This window comes from Actinoplanes solisilvae (assembly GCF_003999975.1).
Taxonomy (GTDB): Bacteria; Actinomycetota; Actinomycetes; order Mycobacteriales; family Micromonosporaceae; genus Actinoplanes; species Actinoplanes solisilvae.
Genome location: NZ_RJAC01000022.1, coordinates 26,757 through 44,091 on the forward strand (window position 1 = coordinate 26,757; position 17,335 = coordinate 44,091).

Here is a 17,335-nt window from a genome sequence, read left to right on the forward strand (position 1 = left end):
CAGCGGTCGAAGGCGCTATCGGTGGAGGTCGGCGATCAGCGCGCTCACCAGCGGGCGCAAGGCGGCCGACCTCGCTCGGCGCCAGGTGGAGATGTACGGCATCACCGTGTCGGGGATCGTCTCGGCGCGGATGTGCCACATGCCGGCCAGGGCTATGACGAAGCGGGAGGCCTCGGGCGGGAGCCCTCGGAGGAGGCTGTGGGCGCGTTTCGTGGCCGTCGGCTCGCCGAGGACGTGGCCGGTGGCTACCACGTCGGCGGCGAGCTGGGCCAGATCGAGCCAGGGGGCGCCGGCTGCGGCGTAGGCCCAGTCGAGCAGGACGGCCGAGTTCGCGTCGACCGTTGTGTTGTCCAGACGGATGTCGCGGTGGATCAGCGCGTCGCCGGCCGTCCACTGTTGCCAGCCGGTCACCAGAGCGGCGGCCGGGGCCGCGTGGTCGGCTGTCCAGTCGTCGGTCGCGCCGGTTTGCCGGGTGCGCGCCCAGCCGTCGAAGTCGGAGATGCGCTCGACCACGGGAGACAGGGATTTCGGCGCCCGGTGGCTGCTCGCGGTGCGGCACGCCTGCACGACAGCGGCGATCGACGCGTCGGTCCAGCAGGGCTCGGTCAGGCCGGGGCACCACGTGGTGGCCAGGGCGATCCAGGGTCCATGCTCGACGGTGGCCAGGCGTCGGGGCGCGGGCACCGATCGGGGCAGGACGTCGAGGACGCGGGATTCGCGCTCGATCATGTGGCGGTTGTGGGGGCGGACGTCGGCGGAGACGGCCTTGACGAAGACCTGCCGTCCGTCGGCCAGGTGCAGGGCCACGGCGGGGCCGGGGGACATGCCGCCGTGCAGGTCGGTGTGGGCGACGATCGTCGAGCCGAGGGCGCGGGCGACGGCCGCACGGACGGGGGCCGGCGTCTCGGCCCATGCGGCGCGAGGTGTGAACGCCACGGGTCAGGCGGGCCGGTGCGACTCGGCGCGGCGGCGGAAGGTGGCTGTTAGGGTCCGGTTCTGGCAGGTCAGCACACGCACGACGTCACCGTAACGCAATGAAAGCGGGTTTGTGCGTTGTGCCGCCGCCGCGCCCGTCAGTGGTCAAACCTGAGCTCAGGCGTCCGTAAGAGCACGGCCCGTGGGCACCACAGAGGCGACGGTTCTAATCCTGGCTTCAGGTTGATCGGGGAGGATGAGCGGCAAAGCATCGACGGGAAGGGGGGCGGGCCGGCGTGCGGATCCTGATCGCGGATGATGACGGGGCCATCCGTGAGTCGCTGGAGCGGGTGCTCCAGGTCGAGGGTTACGACACCAGCACCGTCGCCAACGGTCTCGCCGTGCTCGACGGGGTCGGTGGGGCGGGCGGTGACGCGCTGGATCTGCTGATCCTCGACGTGATGATGCCTCGCCTCGGCGGGTTGGAGACCTGCCGGCGGCTGCGGGCGGCGGGCCGGGATCTGCCGGTGCTGATGCTGACCGCCCGTGACCAGGTCTCCGACCGGGTCGCGGGGCTCGACGCGGGCGCTGACGACTATCTGCCCAAACCGTTCGCCACCGAGGAGTTGCTGGCCCGGGTTCGGGCCCTGCTGCGCCGGCGCACGCCGGCCGGCGGGGAGTCGCAGGTCCTGTCGTTCGCCGACGTCCGGGTCGATCCCGACAGGTTCGAGGCGTGGCGTGGCGGGCGGCCGCTGCGCTTGACCCGGACCGAGTTCTCCCTGCTGGAGGTTCTCGTGCGCAACGCGACCCGGGTCTTGACCCGCGACGCGCTGTTCGAGGCGATCTGGGGCTTCGACATGAGCGCCACCGCCAACAACCTCCAGGTGTACGTGAGCTACCTGCGCCGCAAGATGGAGGCCGAGGGTGAGCCGCGATTGATCTACACGCTGCGCGGCCTGGGATACACGTTGCGGGAGACTCCGCCGTGAGCAGGTCCGCCGGCCGGGAACCGCGCCGGCTGACCCGATGGTGGCGCCGGCGGTCCCTGCGGACCAGGCTGACGGTGATCGCGGCGACGGCCATCGCGGTCAGCGTGTTCGTGGCCTTCCAGGTGGCCAGCGAGCTAATGGATCGGAAGCTGCGGGACACCGCCGAGGACCAGCTGCGCGCCGACTCCCGCGTCCTGGCGACGGACGCGGAGCACGCCGGTGTGGCGCAGGTCCAGCTACCGTCATATCCCGGGTCCGGTCGGCTGGTGCGGGTCATCCTGCCCGACGGCTCGGCCCGGACGCCGGTCGGCCAACCCGCGCTGCCCCCGGTCAGCGTGCACGCCGGGCGCGTGGCGCAGGGCGCGTCGGCCGACCTGATGGAGTCGAACGACAGCGAAGAGGGCTACCTCATCTACACGCTGCGGGCGGGCGACGGCGCGGTCCAGGTGGCCCTCGCCGCCGACGACAGCCCGATCAACCAGTTCGGGTTCGGGTTCCTGCTGATCGGGCTGCTCTGCGTGGTCGGCGGCGCCGTCGTCGGGCGGACCGTGGCGCGGACCGGGCTGGCGCCGATCGACCGGCTGACCGCCGCCGCGGTCCGTGTCGCGCACACCCGGGATCTCGACGCCGACATCCCGGATGAGGGCGGTGGGGAGATCCGGCGGCTGATCCGGTCGATCAACGACATGCTCGCCGCGCTCCGGGACTCCCGGCGGGCCCAGCGGCTGCTCGCCGAGGACGCCGCCCATGAACTCAAGACCCCGCTCACCAGCCTGCGCCTCAACGTCGAGTTGCTGGTCCGGCTCGATCGGCGCGGCACCCTGGACAGCGCCCTGCCGGCGGAGAGCCGGACCCGGTTGCTCAACGATCTCGGCGCCCAGGTGGCCGAGTTGAGCACCCTGGCCGCCGAGCTGACCGAGGTGGCGCGCGGTGACGTCAGCGACGAGAGCACCGAGCTGCTCGACTTCGCCGACGTGGTGGTGGCCGCCGCGGCCCGGGCGCGTTCCCGCCTGCCTGACATCGAGGTCGCGCTCGACGTGACCTCCGCGTGGGTGAGCGGGCGTCCCGCCGCGCTTCAACGGGCGGTGCTCAACCTCATCGACAACGCCGGCAAGTGGTCCCCCGTGGACCAGCCGGTCCGGGTCCGGCTGCGGGCCGAGGGCGCGTCGGCGGTGCTCGAGGTCGACGACGCCGGGCCGGGCATCGACGCAGTCGACGTACCGCGGGTGTTCGACCGGTTCTACCGGGCCGACAGCGCCCGGGGGTTGCCGGGATCCGGTCTGGGGCTGTCGATCGTGCAGCGGGTCGTCGACGCCCACGGCGGCCGGGCCACTGTCGCCCGGTCCACGCGCGGTGGCGCGCTGCTTCGGGTCGACCTTCCGGCCGCGGCCCCGCCCGGCTCGATCGCGCGCCGCACCGCCGGGGAGGACACAGCGGCGCGCTGACCGTTACCCTTCAGTGTGCTTTGGTGAGCACATGATCGATAGTCCTGCCTTGCGGCGGGACGGTCCCGGCCTGACCCACAAGTGTGGTGCCGGGTTCACGCTTCACGGCCACCTGCCCGCGTGCGCGGGTCTTCTGGTCGGCTCCACGTGCTGCCACCGAGCCACTCCCGGCGGTGTCGAACTGTGCCGCGAGGGCGGCGAGGTTCAGGGCGGCGTTGCGGTCGCGGTCGATGACCAGCCCGCACGCCTCACAACGGTATTCACGCTCGGACAGGGCCAGCTTGGTTTTCACCGCGCCACAGGCCGAGCAGGTTTTGGAGGACGGATACCAGCGGTCGGCCACGACGAGCCGGCCGCCGTTCCACGAAATCTTGTAGGCCAGTTGCCGCCGGATTTCGGCGAACCCGGCGTCGGCGATGTGCCGGGCCAGCCGCCGGTTGGTGAGCATGCCGGCGACGTTGAGATCTTCGACCACCACCGTGCCGTACGTCGCCGCCAACTTATTGGTGAGCTTGTGGATCGTGTCGCGGCGCAGATGAGCGACCCTGGCATGCGCGCGGCCGAGCCGCGCCGCCGCACGCGAATGGCTGCCCTTCGGGGTCGAGACCCGCGTCGCCCGGCGATGCCCGGTTCATACCGGGCGAACCTGAAACGACCGTTAGAAACGGCGCTCAGGCGGACTTGCCCGGCGAGAGTGCCGGCCTTTACGCCGTTTTCCACCGAAGGATGATCCGGAGTGCCGGGTCTGCCGCCCGGCGGCCCGCACCGGCCTGGCGGGTGTTGCGCCCCGCTTCGCCGGATGCGGGCGCTTCGGTCGCGGAACCGTCCGATATGGTCATGCCGCCGCCCGAGCCGGTCGCCCCGTCCGCGGGCAGCCGAGCCGCCCCCGCCGGGCAACCGTGAGTGACGAGCCTCCCTGTAATCGCGGTGGTCCGCATCCGCCCGGGCGCGTAAGCTATATCTCCTATCTGCTAAATAGGCATTTGGATGGGTGGACCCGATGACCACAGCCGCGCACAGCACCACGCCGTCGCTCCCGGCCCGGGACGAATCGGCCGTTCCCGCCCGCTCGCGCACCGGTCGGCCGCGGGGTCCGGCCCGCTCCCGCATCGTGGATTCCCGCCGCCCGGCCCTCGACGCGCTCGACCGCGACGACATCTGGGACCGCATGGTCAAGCCCGGCGACCGGTTGCCCTCCGTACCGCTGCTCGAAGCCGACCTCGGCCCCATCCACCTCGACCGCCTGCTGCGGACCGGCCCGGTCGTCCTGGTCTTCTTCCCGCACGCGGCGAGCGCGCCGGCCGGCGCGGCCCTGGCCGACTACGAGCACCGGCTCATGCCCACGCTCCTCGAGACCGACGCCCACCTGGTCGCCGTCAGCCCCCAGCACCCCGACCGCCTGGCCGAGCTCAAGCGCCGCCACGACCTGAGCTACTTCGTCGCCGCTGACCCGCGCCACCTGCTCATCGACGCGTTCAACCTGGGCTTCCACGCACCCGGCGCCGACGTGCTGCTCGGCACCGGCCGCTCCGTCCTGCCCTTCCCGGCTGTGGTCGTCGCCGACCGTACGGGCCTGGTCCGCTTCGCCGACGTCCGCCCCGACGGCGCCGCCCACCCCGAGCCCGGCCGCGTTCTGGGGGCGCTCGACTTCTCGCGATGAACTTCAGGTGTATCAGAGGTGAATTGCCGGGTATAGCTAGTCCCCATGCGGGAGCAGCAAGAGTACGGACTTGAGGTGCGGCTCGCGGTGGCAGCCGCGGGCGCGGTGATCCTGTTGGTGCCGTTCGCGGTGATCGCCGCGCTCGTGGTCGGCAACGTCGGTTGGCTGCACCGCGTCGACCAGGACGTCAGCGTGGCCGTGCACGCCTTCTCGGCCGCCCATCCGGCCCTGGTCGACTTCATGTGGACGTGGTGCCTTGTCTTCGACCCGTGGACGTGGCGGGCCGCCGCACTGGGCCTGGTGATCTGGCTCGTCCGCCGTGGCGCGCGCTCGCTGGCCTGGTGGGTGGGGATCACCACGGTGGCCGGCGGCCTGCTCGGCGCCCTCCTGAAACTGCTCTTCGAACGCGACCGCCCCTCGTTCCTCGACCCGGTCGCGACGGCCGTCGGCTATTCGTTCCCCTCGGGTCACGCGCTGAACAACGCACTCGGCGCCGCCGTCGTTCTGGCGGTCGTGCTGCCTCTCGTACGCCACCGGCGCCTGCTTCTGATCGCGGGCATCGCCATCCCCGCGGTGACCGGCGCATTCCGCATCGGCCTGGGAGTGCACTACCTCAGCGACGTACTGGCCGGTTGGCTCTTCGGCCTGATAGTCGTCGCCGTGACCACCGCCGCCTTCGCAGCCCGCCGCCGGCGCCGCCCGGAACTGGTCGGCGCCAATGCCGCCGCCCCCGATCAGGCGTAACAACCGTCACTATCGGGTAGGTACGGCGGACATGCCCCCAGTGATCCCCCAAGTGCTCCGGCGACTGCTGCTCCCCGTGGCCGTCCTCTTCGGAGTGATGGTCGGCCTGGGCCTGCTGGCCACCAAGGTGGCCAACGACGCCTGGCCGCTGACCGTCGAGGACGACATCAACCGCGACTTCGAGGCCCACCGCACAGCGCCTCTCAACGTCATCAGCGAGATCGTCAGCCTGATCGGCAGCACCCCTGTCATCATCGCCGTGACCGGCGTGGCCGCGGTGATCCTGCGTCTCAAACTCGGCCGCTGGCGCGAGCCTTTGTTCCTTTGCCTGGCCGTCACCGCCCAGGCCCTCGTCTTCTTCTTCACGACGTTGGTCATCGACCGCGAACGTCCCGCCGTCCACCGCATGGACGACTCCCCACCCACGTCGAGTTTCCCGTCCGGCCACACCTCGGCCGCGGTGGCCCTTTACGTCGGCCTGGCCCTGCTCCTCTTCACCCTGCTGCATCAGACCTGGGCAAAACGCCTGGCCTGGCTGTTGGTCCTGGTGCCGGTCGCCGTGGCCTGCGCCCGCCTCTACCGCGGCATGCACCATCCCACCGACGTGACAGCATCGTTCCTCAACGGCATAACCTGCGTCGTCATCATGGCCCGCGAGATCCTCAACCGAGCCGTACGCTGGGCAGTCCCGCAACGCTTCCGGCTCAGCTCACGCAAGGTGGCGCATTAGCATCGTTCAGCCGCCGACGAAACGTAGGCGAACAACGCTGAGCAACCCGGGGTGCCGGATCCTGGCGTAACCGCACAGCCGGGGCCCGGCACCCCGATGCGCGCTAACCCTCGGACGGCACCAGCCCTTCGAGGGTTGTCTTCGCCCCTCGGCTGTGCAGGCTCCGCAGCACCGCGACATAGGTCGTCGCGAACCGTTCGTTGTCGGCGAGGTCGCCGAAGACCTCGCGGTTCTCGATGAACGCGGTCGGATCGTCGCGCTGGCGCAGGGCGATCTCGTTGAGCGAGTCGCGCAGGCGGTCGACGATCTCGATGGGTGCGCCGTCTTCGTCCACTCCCTCGTCGTAGCGGGCCCACGAAGCCACCACGGCGGTTGACAGTTGGATCGGACCTCCCGACGCGAGGTTCTGGCGGATCACCGGGAGCAGCCACTTCGGGATGCGGTCGGAGCTCTCCGCGCACAGCCGCGCGACCGTGTCCTTCACCTGGGCGTTCGAGAAGCGCTCGATCAGCTGATGCTGGTAGGCGTCCAGGTCGATGCCCGGCAACGGATCGAGGGTCGGCTCGGCCTCCTGCCTCATGTAGTTCAGCAGGAACCGGGCGAACACCGGGTCACGCGCCACGTCGTGCACCAGCCGATAGCCGGACAGATAGCCGAAGTAGCACAGGGCCTGGTGCGACGCGTTGAGCAGGCGCAACTTCATCAGCTCGTACGGCTCGACGTCCGGCACGAGTTGCACGCCCGCCTCGTCCCACGCCGGCCGCCCGTCGCCGAAGCTGTCCTCGAGGGCCCACTGCGTGAACGGCTCGCACACCACCGGCCAGCCGTCGTCCACCCCGAAGTGCTTGCGCACCTCGTCGCGGTCGTCGTCGGTCGTCACCGGCGTGATGCGGTCGACCATGCTGTTGGGGAAGCGGACGGTCTCCCGCACGTACGCGCCCAGGCCGGGGTCGCGCAGTGTGGCGAACGCGACGAAGCTGTGCCGGGCCGCGTCCCCGTTTCCTTGGATGTTGTCGCAGCTCATGATTGTGAACGGTGGCAGTCCTCGCTCGCGCCGGCGCTCCAGCGCGGCCGTGATCAGCCCGAACGTCGTACGCGGGGCGCCCGGGAGGGCCAGGTCGTGCTGGACGTCTTTGTTGTCGGCCATGAACTCGCCGGTGATCGCGTTGAAGTTGTAGCCGCCCTCGGTCACCGTCAGCGACACGATTTTGATCGCCGGGGACGTCATCTTCTCGATGACCGCGTCGGGGTCGTCCGGCGCGAACAGATATTCCTTTATCGACCCGATCACCCGCGCGTCGAGCGTGCCGTCCGGCGATTTCACCACCAGCGTGTAGAGGCCGTCCTGCGCGTCGAGGACCTGCTGCATGCGCCGGTCGGCCGGCATCACCCCGACTCCGCAGATCGCCCAGTCGAGAGCTTTGCCCGCGTTCATGAGGCGGTCCAGGTACATCGCCTGGTGGGCCCGGTGGAAGCCGCCCACCCCGAAATGGACGATCCCGGTCTTCAGTTGACGGCGATCGTAGGCGGGGACGGCCAGGTCGGCGGGGAGCTGGGACAGGGTCTCGGCGTTGAGGGGCAGCATGACGGCTCTTCCTCCCGGCAGCGGTTCGGGGATCTCCCACAGCATCGCACCGGATCGCCCTGGTCACGGGCGACCGAGCTGAAGGATCTTCTGCACGCTTCGGTCATCCGAGTCTTGGCCATGTGCCAACACGCCTGAGCCCCGGTGACCGAGTTACGTCTCCCCATGCCCGTTTTCTGTGAGGCGAACCGAGGGAAAGGTGACCCGACCGGTGGGGCGAACCGAGAGGGGGCGAAGCGGAAGGGCGCGGCCCCGGGAACCCCGGGACCGCGCCCTCGATCGATCAGGCGGCGACAGGCGCCTGATCCGGGACCGGAGCCGGGGACCCGCCGGACAGGTGCCGAAGGTAGGCCGGCAGGGTCAGGAACTCCGGGCACGTTCGTTCGCTCAGCAGGACGGTCAGCAGGGTGCGGGCCTGACCGAACCGGCGCGCCGAGTCCTCGTCGAGGGCGCCGGTCTCGCTGAGCACGTCCAGTTCTTCGCGCAGCATGCGGCTGACCAGCGCCGCGCTGACCGGCACCCCGTAGTCGGTCGGCGTGCCCGAGCGGATCCACTGCCAGAGCTGCGTACGGCAGATCTCCGCCGTCGCCGCGTCCTCCATCAGGCCGTTGAGCGCCACCGCGCCCCGTCCGTCCAGCCACGCCGCGACGTAGCGCAGCGCCACGCTGACGTTCGTCCGCAGCGCCACCTCGCTGACCTGCACACCCAGCGCCCGCACGTCGAGCAGTTCGACCGCGGTCACCTGCACGTCCTCGCGCTTGCGCACGATCTGGTGCGGCTCTTCGCCCAGCCACTGGTCGAAGACCTCGCGGCACGTGTCGACCAGGCCGGGGTGGGCGACCCACGATCCGTCGAAGCCGTCGCCGACCTCGCGCCGCTTGTCCTGCCGAACCTGGTTCAGCGCCCTCTTCGCCGCCACCGGGTCACGGCTGGGCACCACCGCGGCCATCCCGCCGATCGCGTGGGCGTTGCGGCGGTGGCAGGTGCGCACCAGCAGTTCGGTGTACGCCCGCATGAACGGCGTGGTCATCGTGAGCGACGACCGTTCGGGCAGCACCACGTCGGGCCGGTTCTTGATCATGCTGAAGAGGTAGTCCCAACGGCCCGCGTTCAGCCCGGCCGAGTGTTCGCGCAGCTCGTAGAGGATCTCGTCCATCTCGAAGGCGGCCGGGATCGTCTCGATGAGCGCGGTGGCACGGATTGTGCCGCGCGGGATGCCGAGCGCCTCCTGGGCGAAGACGAACACGTCGTTCCAGAGCCGCGCCTCCAGGTGCGACTCGAGCTTGGGCAGGTAGAAATAGGGTCCGCTGCCCCGGTCGATCTGGCGCTGCCCGCAGTGGAACAGGTATAGCCCGAAGTCGAACAGCGCCGCCGACACCGGCCGCCCGCCCACCCGCAGGTGGCTCTCGGGCAGGTGCCAGCCCCGCGGCCGCACCATGATCGTCGGGAGCCAGCCGTTGACCCTGTACTCACGGCCGTCGGGGGCGGTGAAGTCGAGCGTGCCGTCGAGCGCGTCGCGCAGGTTGGCCTGGCCGAGCACGACGTTCTCCCACGTGGGGGAGGTGGCGTCCTCGAAGTCGGCCATCCACACCTGCGCGCCCGAGTTCAGCGCGTTGACCGTCATCTTGCGCTCGGGCGGCCCGGTGATCTCGACGCGCCGGTCGAGCAGGTCGTGCGCCGGGGGAGCCACGGTCCACGAGGACGAGCGCACCGACTCCGTCGAGGGCAGGAAGTTCAGCGAATCGGTGCGGGTGGTGCGACGGCGGCGGCGACGGTCGAGCAGCTGCACGCGCCGGGCGCCGAACTCGCGGTCGAGCGCGACCACGAACTCGATGGCGCCCGGGCTCAGGATCTCGCCGTAGCGCCCCTCGGTCGTACCCGTGACGGTGATTTCTTCGGCGGTCATCAGAACTGCTCCGTCTCGGTCGAGCCCGTGAGGGCGGTCGTGGACGACGTGGGGTTGAGCGCGGTGGCGACGGCGTCGAAGTAGCCGGTGCCGACCTCCGCCTGGTGCTTGGTCGCCGTGTAGCCGTCGGCCTCGGCCGCGAACTCGGCCTCCTGCAACTTCACGTACGCGGTCATGCCGTCGGCCGCGTAGCCGCGGGCCAGCTCGAACATGGAGTGGTTGAGCGCGTGGAAGCCGGCCAGCGTGACGAACTGGAACTTGTAACCCATCGCGCCGAGCTCCTTCTGGAACCGGGCGATGTCGGCGTCGTCGAGGTTGCGCTTCCAGTTGAACGACGGCGAGCAGTTGTAGGCCAGCATCTTGCCCGGGTGCTCCTTGTGCACGGCCTCGGCGAACGATTTCGCGAACTCGAGGTCCGGCTTGCCGGTCTCCACCCAGATCAGATCCGCATAGTCCGCGTACGCCACCCCGCGCGCGATGGCCGCCTCGGGCCCGCTGCGCACCCGGAAGAACCCCTCGGCCGTACGCTCTCCCGTGAGGAACCGCTGGTCGCGTTCGTCGACGTCGGTGGTGAGCAGGTCGGCCGCGAGGGCGTCGGTGCGCGCGATGACCAGCGACGGGACGCCGAGCACGTCCGCGGCGAGCCGGGCCGCGTTGAGCGTGCGGATGTGCTGCGCGGTCGGGACGAGCACCTTGCCGCCGAGGTGGCCGCACTTCTTCTCGCTGGCGAGCTGGTCCTCCCAGTGCACGCCGGCCGCGCCCGCGGCGATCATGCCCTTCATCAGCTCGAACGCGTTGAGCGGCCCGCCGAACCCGGCCTCCGCGTCGGCCACGATCGGCGCGAACCAGTCGCGGTCGTGCTTCTCACCGGGTCTTTCTCCGGGTTCTCCGCGCCGTCCGGAGGACCCGGCGCCGGCGGCATACGCAGCCGCCGTGTCGATCTGGTCGGCCCGCATGAGCGCGTTGTTGATGCGGCGGACCACGGCGGGGACCGAGTTCGCCGGGTAGAGGGACTGATCGGGGTAGGTCGCGCCGGCCAGGTTCGCGTCGGCGGCGACCTGCCAGCCGCTCAGGTAGATGGCCTTGAGCCCGGCCCGCACCTGCTGCACGGCCTGCCCGCCGGTCATCGCGCCCAGCGCGTTGATGTAGTCCTCGCTGTGCAGCAGTTCCCAGAGCCGCCGCGCGCCGCGCTCGGCCAGGGTGTGCCGCTCCTGGACGCTGCCGCGGAGCTTGACCACGTCGTGCGCGGTGTAGCTGCGCGTGATGCCCAGCCACCGCGGATCGCCGGCCCACGCCCTGGTGAGGTCCGCTGCGGTACCGCCCCTGACTTCGGTCAGCTGATCAGTCATCGGAAAAGTCCCTCCCTGCCCTGTCGCTCGCGTTTGCTTCGTGGAAGAACTCGACTTTCGCGCACTTCGCCCGACCCTCTGAAGCCGTTTGTGACGAGAAGAAACGAAGAATTTCTGCTAGCGTCAAAACGCGTGACGGATTCCCCCGCGGTTGACCTCGTGACCCTCGGACAACGCCTGCGCCACCTGCGCAAATCGAAAGGTCTGACGCTCGAGCAGCTCAGCGAGGCCGTCGGCCGGGCGCCGTCGCAGCTCTCGCTGATCGAGAACGGCAAGCGGGAGCCCAAGCTGTCGGTGCTCCAGTCGATCGCGAGCGCGCTGGGCGTACCGCTGCAGGATCTGCTGCGCCCCGAAGCGCCCAGCCGGCGGGCCGGACTCGAGATCGATCTCGCACATTTCCAGCATTCACCGGCGTACGCGGGCCTGGGTCTGCCCTCGGTGAAAGGGGGACGGCGGCTGCCGGCCGACGCGCTGGAGAGCCTGGTCGGGTTGCATCGGGAGCTGAACCGGCTGCTGACCGAGCAGAGCGCGACCCCGGAGGTGGCGCGGCGGGCGAACGCGCAGCTGCGGATCGACATGCGCGAGCGGGACAACTACTTCGCCGAGATCGAGGCGGCGGCCGCGAACGTGCTGCGCTCGGTCAAGCACACGACCGGACCGCTGTCGCAGCGCGGCATCCTCGACATCGCCGCGCAACTGGGGTTCACGTTGCACTACGTGAGCGACCTGCCCGGCTCGACACGGTCGGTGACCGACCTGACCAACCGGCGCATCTATCTGCCCCAGGTGGCCAGCGGCAAGGGCCACGACCCGCGGGCGGTGGTGCTGCAGACGCTCGGGCATTTCGTTCTGGGGCATCCGGAGCCGGTCGACTACGGCGACTTCCTGCGGCAGCGGGTCGAGGCGAACTACTTCGCGGCGGCGCTGCTGATGCCCGAGAAGTTCGCGGTCGGGTTCCTGGGCGAGGCGAAGGCCGACCGGGCACTGGCGATCGACGACTTCCGGGACGCGTTCGGGGTCTCCTACGAGACGGCGGCCCACCGGTTCACCAACCTGGCGACGCACCACTTCGGGATTCCCGTGCACTTCACACGGGTGCACGAGAGCGGGATCGTCTACAAGGCCTACGAGAACGACGGGGTCGGCTTCCCGTCCGACGTCACCGGGGCGATCGAGGGGCAGCCGATCTGCCGCCGCTGGGCCTCGCGCACGATCTTCCAGTCCGAGGATCCGTACTCGTCGTTCTACCAGTTCACCGACACGGCCGCGGGCACCTACTGGTGCACCGTCCACATCGAGTCGACGCGCTCCGGGGAATTCTCGGTGACGGTCGGGACCCCGTACGAGCACGCGCGTTGGTTCCGCGGCGGAGACACCAGCCGGCGTACGGTTTCCCGCTGCCCCGACCCGTCGTGCTGCCGCCGCCCACCGGCCGCCCTGGTCGACCGTTGGGCGGGCCAGGCCTGGCCGAGCGCCCGCGTGCACTCCCACCTGCTCGCCGCCTTGCCCCCGGGCACGTTCCCGGGCGTCGACGCGCAGGACGTCTACGAGTTCCTCGACCGTCGGGCCTGACCGGCCCGCAAGATCAGGTCTCGGCGATCGACCCGGTGAGCTGGGCCCGTGAACTGATCCGCAGCTTCACGAAGACCTTGTGCAGGTGGTACTCGACCGTCCGGGGGCTCAGGAACAACCGGCCGGCGATCTCGGGGTTGGACAGACCCGAGCCGGCCAGCCGGGCAATCCGGGCCTCCTGGCGGGTCAGGCCGTGCTCGTGGCCGTCGTTGCGGCCGGCGCGCACCGGGCTGCCGAGGGCGCGCAGGCCCGTCGCGGCGCGGGCGGCGAACGCGGCCATGCCCATCTCGGTGAACGCCTCGTGCGCGGTGCGCAGCTCGGTGCGGGCCTCGCCGACGCGCCGGGACTTCCGCAGGTGCTCGCCGAGCTGCAGGTGGGCGCGGGCGAGGTCGGGCCGGCATCGGGTCTGCCGCAGCCGTTCGATCGCCTCCCGGAAGTCCGGTTCGCCGTCGCCGAGCAACCCCCGCAACCGGGCGGCCACGCCGAGGGCCCAGTTTGTGCCGGCGGCCTCGGCCGACTCGGTCACCCGCTGGAGCTCGGCCCGGGCCACGTCGCGGCGGCCGGTCGCGCAAGCCGCCTCGACCAGCTCGGTGGCGGCCCAGACCCGGCCGGCGTCGAACTCGTCGTAGTAGGCGCGGGCCGCGCTCGCCGACTCGTAGGCCTGCTCGAAGTGGCCGTGCCCGTTGAACCCGATCGCGCACGCCCAATGGATCAGCCCGGCCGCCGACGACTCGCCGCGGGCCCGCGCGTCGCCCAGCGACGAGTCCACCAGCGTGCGCAAGTCGCTCTCCGACCCCGAGAAGGCCGCGATCCCGAGGGCGGCGTACGGGCCGATCTGCTGCCCGGTCGCCTCGGTGACCGCGTTCGCCTCCTCGGCCAGCAACGACGCCGTACGCAACTCGCCGGTGAACAGGTGGGCGAAGATGCGCGACGTCAGCGCGAGCGGGAGCTCGGCCAGGTCGCCGGCCGCGCGGGCCTCGTCGAGCTGGCGTTCCGACAACGCGTACCAGGCGTCGTCGTCCCACGTGACGATCGACATGACGCAGGCCAGCCAGAGCCACCGCGCCCGTACGGAATGGTCCTGAGGCTCGGCCCGGAAGGCCGCGAGCGCGTCGCGGAACGGCCCGGCCGCCTCGCCCCGGCCCTGGCTCCACAGCGTGACCATCGCGTCGAGCAGCCGCTCGTGCGGCGCGACCGGCGTGGGCAGCGCCGCGGCGGCCGTGCGCTGGGCGACCTCGCGCAGGCCGGTGCCGCCGGAGAGCGGGCCGGCGACCAGGGCCGCGTTGAAGGCGCCCAGGTAGGTGTCGCGGGCCAGCGCCGGGTCGAGCGGCACGAGCTGGTCGGCCGCCCGCAGCAGCAGGGGAGTGGCCCGGTTGCCGCGGTCGGCGGTGAACGCGATCTCGGCCTCGAGCAGGTCCGCGTGCACGACACCGGATTCGGTCAGCGTCGCGGCGCGGGCGGCGGCCAGCGCGGCCAGCGCCGCACCGAAGTCGCCGGCCAGCAGCTCGGCCCGGGCGACCCGCAGCAGCCACGCGCCGCGCAGCTCGGGCTGCTCGGTCAGCTCGACCGCGTCGCGCAGCAGCGTCGCCGCTGTGGCCGGACCGCCGCGGGCCAGCAGCCGTTCGGCCGCGGCGGCCAGCCCGGCGGCGGCGTCCTCGTCGACCGTCCGCGCGGCCCGGGCCCGGTGCCAGGCGTGGCGGTCCGGGTCGACCTCGGTGCCGGTCGCCTCGGCGAGCGCGCGGTGCACCGTACGGCGGTCGTCGTCGGTGGAGGCGTAGTAGACGGCGGAGCGTACGAGAGGATGGGTGAAACGGACGACCGTGCCGCCCTCGCACAGACCGGCGGCGATCGCGGGGGTCAGCGCGTCGAGGGTCAGGCCGAGCCGGGCCGCGGCGCCCCACACCAGCCACGGGTCGGCGAACGGCTCGGCCGCGGCGATCAGCAGCAGGCGCCGGGTGTCGTCGGGCAGGCCCGCGAACCGGGCGGCGAAACCCCGCTCGACCTCGCCGGGCTGGCGGGCCAGGGCCGAGTGGATGATGCCGCTGGTGATCTCGGCCTGGGTCAGGACGCGGGCCGCCTCGACGATGGCCAGGGGGTTGCCGCCGGTCTCGAGGACGATCCGCGACAACGCGCGCGGGTCGATCGGGCCCTGCACGGTGGCCCGCAGAAGCGCGCTCGCGTCCTTGTTGCCGAGCCCGGCCAGCGGCAGCGACTCGATCAGGTCGAAACCGATGTCGGGGCTGGGGGTGCGCCACCCGAACACCATGCCGACCGGCTCGGCGGCCAGCCGCCGGGCCACGAAGAGCAGCACCTGCGCCGACTCACGGTCGAGCCATTGGGCGTCGTCGACGATGTAGAGCAGCGGCTCGTCCTCGGCCGCCACGGAGAGCAGGCTCAGCGTCGCCAGACGTACGAGAAAGGGGTTGGGGAACGGCCCCGGCTGCAGACCGAAGGTGGTGGCCAGCGCCTCCCGCTGGGGTTCGGGCAGGTCGCCGAGGCGGTCCATGAGCGGGTCGCAGAGCTGGTGCAGGGCCGCGTAGGCCAGCTCGATCTCGGACTGGATGCCGACGATGCGCACGACCTGGCAACCCTTCGCGCGCTCGGCGAGATGATCGAGCAGCGTGGTCTTGCCGATGCCGGGCTCGCCGCGCACGACGAGGGCGCGGCCCGTCCCCAGGCGGACATCCTCGACAAGACGGTCGAGTCGGCCCATCTCCTGGGCGCGCGCGAGCAGCACAAGCTGACCCTAGACGCCCGTCAGCGCCGCCGGAAGGAGTCGAAGAGGCAGCTCAGACGCGTTCCCACCAATCAGTCACCAGCTCCGCGTACGCGTCGGCTCGGTCCTCGTACACGAAATGACCCGCTTCGAGCCAGTCGATCCGGCTCTCGGGCAGCCGCTCGCGCAGGAACGTCGCGTTGGCCGCCAGCACCCCGCCGTCGTGATCACCGGCGATGATCCGTACGGGCGTCTCGATCTCGGGCAGCAGACCGCTGAGCAGGGGCAGCTCCGTACGGTACGACCGGATGAACTCGAGCGACTCGACGAAACCGTCACCCGCGTACGCGCTCAGATAGTCCTCGCGGACGTCGGCCGGCAGGTCGTAGTGCTCGAGCAGGCCCAGCACGGCGGCGACCGACTCCCGCGGGTCGCGCTGCCCGAACGCCGACAGGTCGGGCGCCTCGACCGCGGTCTTGAGGATGCCGCCGAGCTGCAGCGGGACGGCCGCGCTGCCATTGCCGACGACGAGGCTGCGGAACCGGCCGGGGTGCTTGGCCGCCGCGAAGAGCAGGGCCGAGGTGCCGACGTCGGGGCCGACCGCGTGCGGCTGCTCCAGCCCGAACTCGTCGGCCACCCGCACCACGAACTCGCCCATGGCGCTGGGGTTGAGCAGGTCGGGGCTGCGGTCGGAGTGGCCGAAACCGGGCAGGTCGATCGCGACGAGGTGGGCGCGGCCGGCGAGGCGGGTCCACATCTGGTCGTACGCGTGCAGGCTCTCCGGCCACGGGCTGAGCAGCAGGGCGTGGCGGTCGTGAGGCGCGCTCTCGGCGTACCGGATCGTGAGGCCGTCGATCGTACGGAAGCTGGTCTTGATCATGACTGGTCCAGGAAGGTGTGGACGTCGGCGGCGAACTCGGCGTGGTGCTGGAAGAGGAAACCGTGGGCGGCGTCGGGGTAGAGCTTGAGGGTGGCGTTCGGGAGCAGGCCGGCCAGCACGTGGGAGTAGCGGGGCAGGATCATGCGGTCGTCGTCGCCGTTGGCCACGAAGACCGGGCAGTCGATCACCTGCAGGCGCTCCAGCAGCGAGAAGTTCGGCATTCCCCAGCGCACCACCGCGTCGTAGTGGGCGTTGCGGGTCTGCCAGCTCGTGTGGGTGTCGCGGCCGGTCGTGCGCTCGGAGAACCGTTCCAGGAACTCCTTACCGGCCTGCTGGCTCGCGGCCGACGCGGTGAAGAAGGCGTGCAGCAGGTCAGGGCCGGTCGTCTGGGGTGAGCCGACCGCGTCGATGATGTCGCGCACCCAGCCGTGCATGCCGGGGGCGCCCTGCGGCGCGGTCGCGGCGAGCACGAGACGGCGTACGAGGTCGGGCCGCACGAGGGTGAGCTCCTGGGCCACGAATCCGCCGAGCGAGTAGCCGAGCAGGTCGATCCTGGCCAGGCCCAGCGCGTCGACGAACTCGAGCGCGCCGGCCGCCATCTCGGCCACCGTCGACGGGGTGCGCCCGCTGGTGCCGCCGACGCCGACGTTGTCGAAGACGATCACCTCGCGTTCGGCGGCCAGCGCGTCGAGCAGCGCCGGATCCCAGTTGTCGAGGTTGCCGCGGAAGTGCTGGCACATCACCAGCGGAAGCCCACCGGGTTCTCCCTGGCGGCGGTAGACGTACTCGATGCCGTTGCTCGTGACCGTTTCCATGCTTGCGGAGCCTGGTCGTTGCCCGTTCG

13 protein-coding genes and 1 pseudogene are annotated in these 17,335 nt (G+C 71.1%); 6 read left to right on the top strand and 8 right to left on the bottom strand.

Features of this window, described 5'->3' with window-relative positions; translation table 11 throughout:
• Positions 1-15: 15 nt before the first annotated feature.
• Positions 16-936, bottom strand: coding sequence for a phosphotransferase family protein (locus EER30_RS36900; protein WP_127505765.1), 921 nt, complete (start codon positions 934-936; stop codon positions 16-18).
• Between the two features lie 275 nt (positions 937-1,211).
• On the opposite strand from EER30_RS36900, the gene EER30_RS36905 reads away from it, so the two are divergent.
• Positions 1,212-1,904 (top strand): response regulator transcription factor, encoded by a 693-nt coding sequence (locus EER30_RS36905; protein ID WP_127505767.1) that lies wholly within the window; start codon positions 1,212-1,214, stop codon positions 1,902-1,904.
• On the top strand, positions 1,901-3,349 hold the full coding sequence (locus EER30_RS36910; RefSeq protein ID WP_127505769.1) for a HAMP domain-containing sensor histidine kinase: 1,449 nt from the start codon (positions 1,901-1,903) through the stop codon (positions 3,347-3,349). The genes EER30_RS36905 and EER30_RS36910 overlap by 4 nt, the downstream gene beginning before the upstream one ends.
• A gap of 10 nt (positions 3,350-3,359) precedes the next feature.
• Here EER30_RS36910 and EER30_RS36915 read toward each other — a convergent pair.
• Positions 3,360-3,953, bottom strand: a pseudogene (locus EER30_RS36915) (RNA-guided endonuclease TnpB family protein); the annotation flags it as partial.
• A gap of 396 nt (positions 3,954-4,349) precedes the next feature.
• Between EER30_RS36915 and EER30_RS36920 the strand changes: the two are divergent.
• Genes EER30_RS36920 through EER30_RS36930 form a run of 3 tightly spaced genes read left to right on the top strand, consistent with a single transcriptional unit; the run spans position 4,350 to position 6,483 of the window.
• Positions 4,350-5,009: a redoxin domain-containing protein gene (locus EER30_RS36920; protein ID WP_127505771.1), complete on the top strand. Its 660-nt coding sequence runs from the start codon at positions 4,350-4,352 to the stop codon at positions 5,007-5,009.
• Positions 5,010-5,054: 45 nt separating this feature from the next.
• A complete protein-coding gene (locus tag EER30_RS36925; RefSeq protein ID WP_127505773.1) occupies positions 5,055-5,753 on the top strand; it encodes a phosphatase PAP2 family protein in 699 nt (232 codons plus the stop codon).
• Between the two features lie 31 nt (positions 5,754-5,784).
• Positions 5,785-6,483, top strand: a complete 699-nt coding sequence (locus EER30_RS36930) for a phosphatase PAP2 family protein (RefSeq protein WP_127505775.1) — start codon at positions 5,785-5,787, stop codon at positions 6,481-6,483.
• A gap of 103 nt (positions 6,484-6,586) precedes the next feature.
• Here the strand turns inward: EER30_RS36930 and EER30_RS36935 are convergent, their stop codons facing one another.
• From EER30_RS36935 to aceA, 3 genes are all read right to left on the bottom strand, one after another.
• Entirely contained in the window at positions 6,587-8,068 is a 1,482-nt protein-coding gene (locus EER30_RS36935) for a mannitol dehydrogenase family protein (RefSeq protein ID WP_127505777.1), read from the bottom strand.
• Between the two features lie 283 nt (positions 8,069-8,351).
• Positions 8,352-9,974 carry a malate synthase A gene (aceB, locus tag EER30_RS36940; RefSeq protein ID WP_127505779.1) on the bottom strand — a complete coding sequence of 541 codons (1,623 nt, stop codon included), beginning with the start codon at positions 9,972-9,974 and terminating at the stop codon, positions 8,352-8,354.
• Positions 9,974-11,323: an isocitrate lyase gene (gene aceA, locus EER30_RS36945; RefSeq protein WP_127505781.1), complete on the bottom strand. Its 1,350-nt coding sequence runs from the start codon at positions 11,321-11,323 to the stop codon at positions 9,974-9,976. Before aceA ends, aceB begins: the two co-directional genes overlap by 1 nt.
• A 132-nt stretch (positions 11,324-11,455) precedes the next feature.
• Here aceA and EER30_RS36950 point away from each other — a divergent pair, with 132 nt between their 5' ends.
• Positions 11,456-12,895: an XRE family transcriptional regulator gene (locus EER30_RS36950; RefSeq protein WP_240670536.1), complete on the top strand. Its 1,440-nt coding sequence runs from the start codon at positions 11,456-11,458 to the stop codon at positions 12,893-12,895.
• Positions 12,896-12,908: 13 nt separating this feature from the next.
• Here EER30_RS36950 and EER30_RS36955 read toward each other — a convergent pair whose 3' ends face one another.
• Genes EER30_RS36955 through EER30_RS36965 form a run of 3 tightly spaced genes read right to left on the bottom strand, consistent with a single transcriptional unit; the run spans position 12,909 to position 17,306 of the window.
• Positions 12,909-15,632: a helix-turn-helix transcriptional regulator gene (locus tag EER30_RS36955; protein ID WP_127505783.1), complete on the bottom strand. Its 2,724-nt coding sequence runs from the start codon at positions 15,630-15,632 to the stop codon at positions 12,909-12,911.
• A 52-nt stretch (positions 15,633-15,684) separates the two neighbouring features.
• Positions 15,685-16,491 (bottom strand): alpha/beta fold hydrolase, encoded by an 807-nt coding sequence (locus EER30_RS36960; RefSeq protein WP_127505785.1) that lies wholly within the window; start codon positions 16,489-16,491, stop codon positions 15,685-15,687.
• Positions 16,488-17,306, bottom strand: coding sequence for an alpha/beta fold hydrolase (locus EER30_RS36965; RefSeq protein WP_127505787.1), 819 nt, complete (start codon positions 17,304-17,306; stop codon positions 16,488-16,490). The genes EER30_RS36960 and EER30_RS36965 overlap by 4 nt, the downstream gene beginning before the upstream one ends.
• Positions 17,307-17,335: the final 29 nt, after the last annotated feature.